Source organism: Candidatus Chryseopegocella kryptomonas, from assembly GCF_001536065.1.
Taxonomy (GTDB): domain Bacteria; phylum Bacteroidota; class Ignavibacteria; order Kryptoniales; family Kryptoniaceae; genus Kryptonium; species Kryptonium kryptomonas.
This window is the reverse complement of the sequence record NZ_CZVW01000007.1, coordinates 105728-114092: the sequence shown is the minus strand read 5'-3', so window position 1 is coordinate 114092 and position 8365 is coordinate 105728. Positions and strand designations below refer to the sequence as shown.

At 37.1% G+C, this 8365-nt stretch carries 8 protein-coding genes; all 8 read right to left on the bottom strand.

Annotation, left to right across the window (positions count from 1 at the left end; all coding sequences use genetic code 11):
• Window positions 1–1016: hypothetical protein (locus tag AWW83_RS04490; RefSeq protein WP_143713886.1), on the bottom strand; the 1016-nt coding region annotated here is incomplete at its 3' end.
• Window positions 1017–1095: 79 nt separating this feature from the next.
• Window positions 1096–2415: an RIP metalloprotease RseP gene (gene rseP, locus AWW83_RS04485; RefSeq protein WP_092349116.1), complete on the bottom strand. Its 1320-nt coding sequence runs from the start codon at window positions 2413–2415 to the stop codon at window positions 1096–1098.
• 3 nt (window positions 2416–2418) lie between these two features.
• Window positions 2419–3570: a 1-deoxy-D-xylulose-5-phosphate reductoisomerase gene (locus tag AWW83_RS04480; protein WP_092349113.1), complete on the bottom strand. Its 1152-nt coding sequence runs from the start codon at window positions 3568–3570 to the stop codon at window positions 2419–2421.
• 68 nt (window positions 3571–3638) lie between these two features.
• Window positions 3639–4535 (bottom strand): MBL fold metallo-hydrolase, encoded by an 897-nt coding sequence (locus tag AWW83_RS04475; RefSeq protein ID WP_092349110.1) that lies wholly within the window; start codon window positions 4533–4535, stop codon window positions 3639–3641.
• On the bottom strand, window positions 4510–5058 hold the full coding sequence (locus AWW83_RS04470; RefSeq protein ID WP_092349107.1) for a gamma carbonic anhydrase family protein: 549 nt from the start codon (window positions 5056–5058) through the stop codon (window positions 4510–4512). The genes AWW83_RS04475 and AWW83_RS04470 overlap by 26 nt, the downstream gene beginning before the upstream one ends.
• Window positions 5059–5082: 24 nt before the next feature.
• The gene (locus AWW83_RS04465) at window positions 5083–5901 is read right to left on the bottom strand and encodes a DUF3108 domain-containing protein (protein WP_092349105.1); all 819 of its coding nucleotides are present in this window, start codon (window positions 5899–5901) and stop codon (window positions 5083–5085) included.
• Between the two features lie 3 nt (window positions 5902–5904).
• Window positions 5905–6726, bottom strand: a complete 822-nt coding sequence (locus tag AWW83_RS04460; RefSeq protein WP_092349102.1) for a rhoptry family protein — start codon at window positions 6724–6726, stop codon at window positions 5905–5907.
• 62 nt (window positions 6727–6788) lie between these two features.
• Window positions 6789–8360: a S41 family peptidase gene (locus AWW83_RS04455; protein ID WP_092349099.1), complete on the bottom strand. Its 1572-nt coding sequence runs from the start codon at window positions 8358–8360 to the stop codon at window positions 6789–6791.
• Window positions 8361–8365 lie beyond the last annotated feature (5 nt).

Sequence of the window (8365 nt, the reverse complement as noted above, 5' to 3'; positions counted from 1 at the left end):
TTCAAAAGCTCCGAAAGTTCAGATGCGCTGATAGGTCTCCCATCAATCAAAACTTGAAAATCAGAAACAATTTTACCCAGCAAATTTGCGATTTCAGAATTTCCACCTTGGTTAAGTGACTTTATCAAATTGTCAATTGTCCTTCTCTGCTCGGGAGTTAAATTTGGAGTAATCTGAACGGTTTGCTCACCAAGATTAACCTTAAAACTCCATATCTCACTTCTTATTTCTTCTATGCCACGACTTCCTGTTATGCTTGACTTAACAAACCAGAAATACTCTTTCCCATTTTCAAGCGGCAAAGCATTCTGCGGATATTGAATTTGTGTATCGTTCGTTTTGAATCTCCATCTCAAATTTTTATCACCTGAGACAACCTCTTCCGGCGTTGTTTGATTAGGCAATTTTTCATAGACATAAATCTCAAATTCTTTCAAATACGGCGCAACCCATCTAAATATCGGAAATTGCGTTCGCACCTCAGATTGATAACCTGGCGCAACAAGATCAATCCTTGACGGATTCATAACCTCATAAATTTTCTCCCACGATGCTAAAACCGACAACTCAGCTTGATCAAGCAACTGTATAACAAACCTGTAACTTCCAGCGGGCAATCTACCTGTTGACTGTGCAAGCTCCTTAACTCTTTTTATCTTATCTTCATAAACTTTCGTCTTGTTCCCATCGTTTTTTATATTTGTTCTCCCGGCTGCAAGGTCTTGATTTGTAAAACTTAACACTCTTTCAACATCAAACGGCAACGTCCACGCATCTGCTAATATACTCTCCGGCTCATTTCCAATCTTTGCAAAAACTTGAAAATGTAGTTTCATAGTCACCGGATTTTGACTCGTTATAAAGATCGTGAACAAAAGTGGTAAATCTTTTAATTTGCTCACATCAAGATCGGCGATATTTACCTGATCAAGCGTTGCAGGGGCTGAAACCTGCAGATTAACTTGCGCAAAAACAATTGATGTGAAAACTATGAAAAACGCCAAAAACTTTTTCATGGCAAACCTCAAAAATTTATTTTAGTTTCACTTTAAAATTACAACCGCACCATAATTTGATCAGTGAACGAAATCACAATTAAAAATGAACGATGTCGTTATACAGAACAAAAATCATCAAAATAATCAGGATTATTATCCCCGCCTGCTGAATTGCAATTTTGACTTTGTAGGGAATTTCTCTTCTTATAATCCCCTCAACAATCAAAATTGCAAGATGACCACCATCAAGCCCAGGAAATGGGAGAATGTTCAGAAAAGCCAAACTTATGCTTAAAATCGCCATAAACCCAAGAAACGCAGTCAATCCAATGTCGGCGCTTTGAGTTGCAAACTTTGCAATTCTAATCGGACCAGCGATGCTTTTTTGAACTGGGACTTTGCCTGTTATCAATTGTTTTATTCCATTAACAGTTAAAGCCGAAATCCTATAAGTTTCACCAAGCCCGACCCAAAGTGCTTCAACTGGATTATAACTTTCTTTTTTAACAGGTCCATTGTAAAAAGCGGTAATTTGAATTCCAATTCTGCCATCAGGATCAGGAACGACTTTCAAGTCAAAAGATTCATTATCTCTCTTTATCTTTAAAATTACTTCCTTGCCTGCATTTGCCCGTATAATTGAAGTAAGTTGACTTGGGCTGTAAATTTTTTCACCATTTGCAGATAAAATAAAATCTCTCGGCTTGATTCCAACTTTTTCCGCTGGACGCCCCGGCTCAACTGCCATAACCATTGTCTCGGTGTATTTGGGCAAAATCCCAAGCGCATCTTCGGATGGAACTTCCGGAATTTTCTCCCTCTGAATTTGAAGCACGAGATTTTCACCACCACGCTGAATTCCAAAACTCAAATCTTTCGTCAAATCATCAACAAAAGCAATTCTAATTATATCATCCCAATAATTGACCTTTTTCCCGTTGACTGTTAAAATTTTATCGCCTTCTTTAAAGCCAGATTCATAAGCAGGCGAATTCGGAATCACAAACCCAACTTCTCTTACATCTCTAAATGTCTTTCCTTGAATCATAAAAATCGCAGTGAATAAAACCACCGCAAGAAGCATATTCATAATCACGCCTGCCGTTATCACGAAAAATTTCTGATAAAATGGTTTGCTTCTAAACTCATACGGCTCGGGCTTTGCTCCAAGAAAACCAGTGTCAAGGCTCTCATCAACCATACCAGCGATCTTAACATAACCTCCAAGCGGAAATGCTGATATTCTATAATCCGTCTCACCAATTTTTTTCCCAATTAATCTTGTTCCAAAGCCAATTGAAAATACTTCAACCCTCATCTTTGAAAGTTTAGCAGCAATGAAATGTCCGAATTCGTGGACTAAAACAAGCACGCCAATTGTTATAGCAAAGTAGAATATAGTTTTTATGACTTCCATAGTTTAATTCACTGCCTCCAAATTTTTTACTAATTCCCTTGTTTCAAAATCAACTTTGAAAATATCATCAAGGTCTGGATTAAATTTAGGTCTATGTGAATCAATTGCTCTTTTAATTATCTCTGGTATTTGTGTGAATTTAATTTTGCGATTGAGAAAGAGTTCAACCGCAACCTCATTTGCAGCATTCAACACAGTTGGATAAGTTCCGCCAAGTTTGGCAACTTCATAAGCAATTTTTAAACATTCAAATTTTTCAAAATCGGGCTCAAGAAAAGTTATTTTTCCAAGTTTTACAAAATCAACTTGTCCATAATTTGCTGGTGTTCTCTCGGGATAAGTCAGGGCATATTGAATTGGTATTTTCATATCTGGAACGCCAAGTTGTGCTTTTATTGAGCCATCAACAAATTCAACCATTGAATGAATGATTGATTGCGGATGGATCACGACCTTAATTTTTTCAACTGGCAGACCAAACAACCAATGCGCCTCAATTACTTCAAGCCCTTTATTCATCAATGTCGCTGAATCAATCGTTATCTTTTTGCCCATCTTCCAATTTGGATGTTTAAGTGCTTCTTCAATTGTCACATTTTCAAGCTCAGATTTATCTTTGTTAAGAAATGGACCACCAGACGCTGTTAGAATTATCTTGTTTATGCTTGAAACATTCTCGCCGACAAGACATTGAAATATAGCATTGTGTTCGCTATCAACCGGGATAAGTTCAACATCGTTTTCTTTCAGAAGTTTCGTGATTATCTCGCCTGCTACAACAAGAGTTTCTTTGTTTGCAAGCGCAATTCTTTTTTTATTCTCAATCGCCTTCACCGTGGGTTTAAGCCCAGAAAAACCAACCAAAGAGTTTAACACAATATCAACATCGTCTCTTGACACAATTTCAACCAGACCTTCTTCACCAGCAAGAACTTCAACTGTGCCATTTACAAGTTTTGAAAATTCCTCCGCTTTCTTTCTATCAAAAATGGCAACTCCTCTCGGTTTCAAAATTCTTACCTGTTCAAGCAAAAGCTCTATATTTTTATTCACCGCAAGATAAGTGACCTTAAATCTATCTGGAAAATTCAAAATCACTTCAATGGCGTTTCTACCGATTGATCCAGTGGAACCAAGGATTGCAATTTTTTTCATCACCGCTTAAAAATTGTTTCAAATCCTTTGCGAAAACAATTTATAAAACCACTCCAAATAAAACAAATTTAAATTTCTATCTCCATCCCTTCCGAAGCAACTAAAAGATTGAATTTATATTTTCTTTTTTTAACCTCGTTTTTGCAATGTTCAAAAATCTCATCTATCATATTATCCGTATGAGTATGGTCGTGATGGAAAAGAAGAAGTCGCTTGACTTCACCTTCGTGTGCAACTCTCAAAGTAAACAAATAATGCGAGTGTCCCCATCCAACCTTTTCAACATATTCCTCCGGCGTGTAAGTTGTATCGTGAATCAAGAGATCAGCACCACGGACAAAGTCAAAAATTCTTTTGTTCGGATCACCCGGAACTGTGTCAAATTTCTCAATAACTTCCTTTTCCCAGTTGAATAGATACGGGGTTATCTCCCTGTCAAACGGTTCATTGTCACTTATGTAAACTACTGTCTTGTTGTTAAAGGTTATTCTATACCCAAGCGTAAAACCTGGATGATTGACATAAATCGTTTGAACAACAGCATCATAAATTTTAAATTCTTCTTCCCCAACCTGTAAAAATTTTATGCTCGCTTTTAACTCACTTAACCTCACTGGAAAATAAACCCTATCCATTTGATCTGCGACTATTTGTTCAAGTGTTTTCGTCCTTGCCCCAGAACCAACGATTGTAAATTCATTTCCAGAGATAAAAAGCGGTTTAAAGAACGGAAAACCTTGAATGTGATCCCAGTGCGGATGAGTTATCATTATATAAGCACGAATTGACTCGCCTTTATGAATGAGATAATTTCCAAGATTTTTTATCCCGGTTCCAGAGTCAAGGATGATCAAATTATTGTCGTCAAGTTTAAGTTCAACGCAGGGAGTATTCCCCCCGTATCTGACCGTGTCCTTTCCCGGAGTAGGGATTGAGCCCCTACAACCCCATATTTTTAACTTCATAACTTACCCCCTTTAAGTTCTTATATTCTTTTGAAAGTTCAACATAATGAAGTGCTGACTCTTCAATTGCCTTTTTCTCTTCGTCTGTTAATTCTCTCACAACCTTAGCAGGTACGCCTGCAACAAGAGTTCCCTCAGGGACGATAAATCCCTGCTTCACAAGCGAACCAGCAGCAACAAGAGAATACGACTTCACTTCTGCGCCATCAAGAACAATTGCCCCCATACCAATTAGACATTTATCACGAATCACCGCACCATGCAAAATTGCACCATGCCCGACCGTCACATCATTTCCAACAATTAAAGGATATTTATCCGTGGTCACATGAAGAATGCATCCATCCTGAATGTTTGTCCTCTCACCAATCCTTATATAATTTACATCTCCACGAATGACAGCGTTAAACCATATATTTGAATCCTTGCCAATGACAACATCACCAATTACAACTGCACCATCAGCTATGAAAACTGATTCATCAATTTCGGGAAATTTGCCTCTGTAAGGTAAAATCTTCATAACCCAAACAAATTTTGTTTTTGTTTAAGCTGGTTTCCAATCAAAATTCCAACTTTTAAGTTCAACGATCACGCTTCCAACAATGACTTTTAACTTACCTTTCAAAGGTATTGCTTTTTCATCCGCACTTATCCAGCCAGTAAAATCACCTGTCAATCCAAAAAATCCAACATAACTTGCTTTCCCATCAATCTCATATGCTTCAATTGGACGATTCAAAGCATCAATTTTTATTTTCGTCTTCTTCTTTCCAAAGTTTATAATCGTAATTCCTTTAACTCCTTCTATAAAAGTTGGAAGAACCATCGTCTTCTGAACCGAAGCATTTGACCGTGCATAATAAAAAAGCGACGGACCATCGCAATAATTCGTCATCACCTTCACTGTATCAACTCTTTTCCCCTTTGTGTTATACTCAAAATTTTGATAATTTTTTTCAACAACATAGAAAGAAGATTTTTCAACGAAGTTATATCTTACGCTTTGATAATACTTCTTCTCGTTCATCTCGCTGTAATATCTTTGAGCGACAAATCTTGAATCAAAAACAGCGTCAAAATTAGCATGTATATCAACGAACGGAACGGAATACGAATCTATCTTCACCCTTACCCTGTAAAATTCTTTCCCATTATCAATGAACTTATCCACGACCGTGAATTTAATCTGACCGAGCTTGAAAAAAAGATACTTAACTTCGTAAACAAGTTCTTCTCCAACTTGAATGAACGATGTATTGAACTTTTTATCAAATTTTTCAAATTCCTGCTGAAACTCTACCGCTGATTCAAAACGCGAAAACAAAATTTTAAATGCCAAAACAAACAGAAAAATAAATTTCATAACCTACTCTTCCGAAGATGATGATGTTTTTCTTGTCCTGCCTCGTCTTGTTGCGAGCTTTTCTTCAAGTTTTGCCTCTATCTGCTGTTGAGCAGAAATTATTCGCTCTTCAAGAATTCTCTGATACGCAACTATCTCGCTTGTCTGCTGTTTTAAAACATCAACTATTGTCTTCAAATCATTTGTCGTAACTTCAATTTTACCAGCACTGCTTTCAAAACCATCAAGTATGTTTCTTTCAACTGACTTTGTCAATTTTGAAAGATTCATAACTCCGACTGCAATTCCAGCTGAAAGAATTATCAGAATTACAATACCAACGATAAAAACCGCTCTGTTTGAACCAAGCTTTGAAAGGATTTGATCAAACTTTGACGAGTTCTCATCAATTTTAGCTGACATCTCCTTAACACCTGCGTCAACATCGGCGACTGACTTTTTTACATCTCCAATTTCACTTTCAACCCCCGAAACTTTTTCTTCAACTCTGGAAATGCGATCTCTAAGTTCACGATTCTGCGCCGAAATCTGGCTAATTCTTTTAGAAACTTGCTCTGTCTGTGATGAAATTGATGAAACTTTTGAATCAACTTTTTCAATTTTTGAAGAAAGTTCATCCCTTACCTGATTCACGCTTTGATTTAATTTTTGGTCAAATTCATTTCGCAGAGCATCAACTTTTTCTTTGAGTGAGTTATCCATCGTTTCAAGTTTTTTCATAACATCATCAACTGAATATCTTGTCTGCGTTTGCTGTTGTTGAACTTGTGCAATCAAACCAAGTGAAAGAGCAAAAATTAAAAAAAATAGCAATCTCAATTTCATTTTGCCATCCCAATTTATTTTTAAATGAATTGCTCCCGCAGGATGCGGGAGCTTTTTCTAAATTATCTACCACTTGCAAATAATTTTTCCGCTTGTGGCATCAATTCCAACGCCTTCTGGAATTGCTCATCAACTTCAAGCATTATCGGATACCAACCCTCGTTGCGCCAAATAAATCTTGCAACATGAGCTTTCAAAATCGCTTTTATGTAAGGCAAATCTTTTTGATAATCGCTTTCATTCCACTTCACACCTTTTGAGATGACAAAATTCTTAAAGTTATCAAGCATTTCATCAGTTATTTGAAAATCACGCTTGAAAAATTCAAAATCGTTCCCGTATTTCTTCCTTATCCAATTTCCATTTTCGTCCATAAAATTGGAAATGAAAATGTAAAACAAATTATGCCTTCTTATATCAATGGAAAGATCTGTCAAGTTCTGAGTTTTAACCACGAAATCTGGAGCAATTCCGCCACCGCCGTAAACTGGACGATTTAAAATTTTAGTGAAATATACTGCTTTTGATGTGTCTTTTTTAGTTTGTTCCGAACTTGAAATATATTTCTTACCTTCGTATGGTTTCTGTATCAATCTACCGCTTGGCGTGTAATATCTTGCTGTTGTCAATCTTATGGCAGAGCCATCGTTTAATGGAAATTGTCTCTGAACCAAACCTTTACCAAATGTTGTATCACCAACAACCAATCCTCTATCCCAATCTTGAATAGCACCTGCAACAATTTCGCTTCCAGACGCTGTCCCTTGATTTACAAGCACAACAACCGGGATTTTTTCAAGTGTGCCTTCTTTTGTCGCATAAAATTCTTCATTATACTCGCTCAAGCGTCCCTTCGTATAAACTATGAGTTTTCCCTCCGGGAGAAACTCATCAGCAACTTTAACCGCTTCCGAAAGCAAACCACCCGGATTATTGCGAAGGTCAAGTATAAGTTTCTTCATACCACGGGCTTTAAGCTTCTCAACCGCTTCTTTGAACTCACGATCTGTCGTCTCTGAAAATCTATTTATGCTTATATAGCCGACATCTTTTGCGACCATAACCGCAACATCAACGCTGTAAATTGATATTTTATCGCGCGTGATGACATAATCAATCAACTCTTTAACTCCCGGTCTTAAAATTGTCACCTTAACCTTCGTTCCCTTTGGACCTCGCAATTTCTTTATCACATCTTCATTCTTCAATCCAATTGCAGGTTCATCGTCTATCTTAATTATCTTATCTCCCGCCATTATCCCAAGCTGTTCACTTGGACCTCCAGCAATCGGTGACACAACATTTATCGTGTCGTTTATTATCGTGAATTCAATTCCAATCCCCTCAAAACTTCCTCTTATATCTTCATTAACTCTTTCCATCGCTTTGGCTGGAATATAAACTGAATGTGGATCAAGAATCTCAAGCATTCCCTGAATCGCTGCTTCTACAAGTGTTTGAGTGTCAATTTTATCAACATAATTTTTTCGTGTCAGATTCAAAACATCGTTCAATTTCATAATTTGGATATAAATGTCATCGCTTGAAAACAAACTGCTTAAATTTGCCCCGATGACGATCCCGATCACCAGGACAATTATCATCGTCAGATATGAAAACTTTTGCCTCAACATATTCT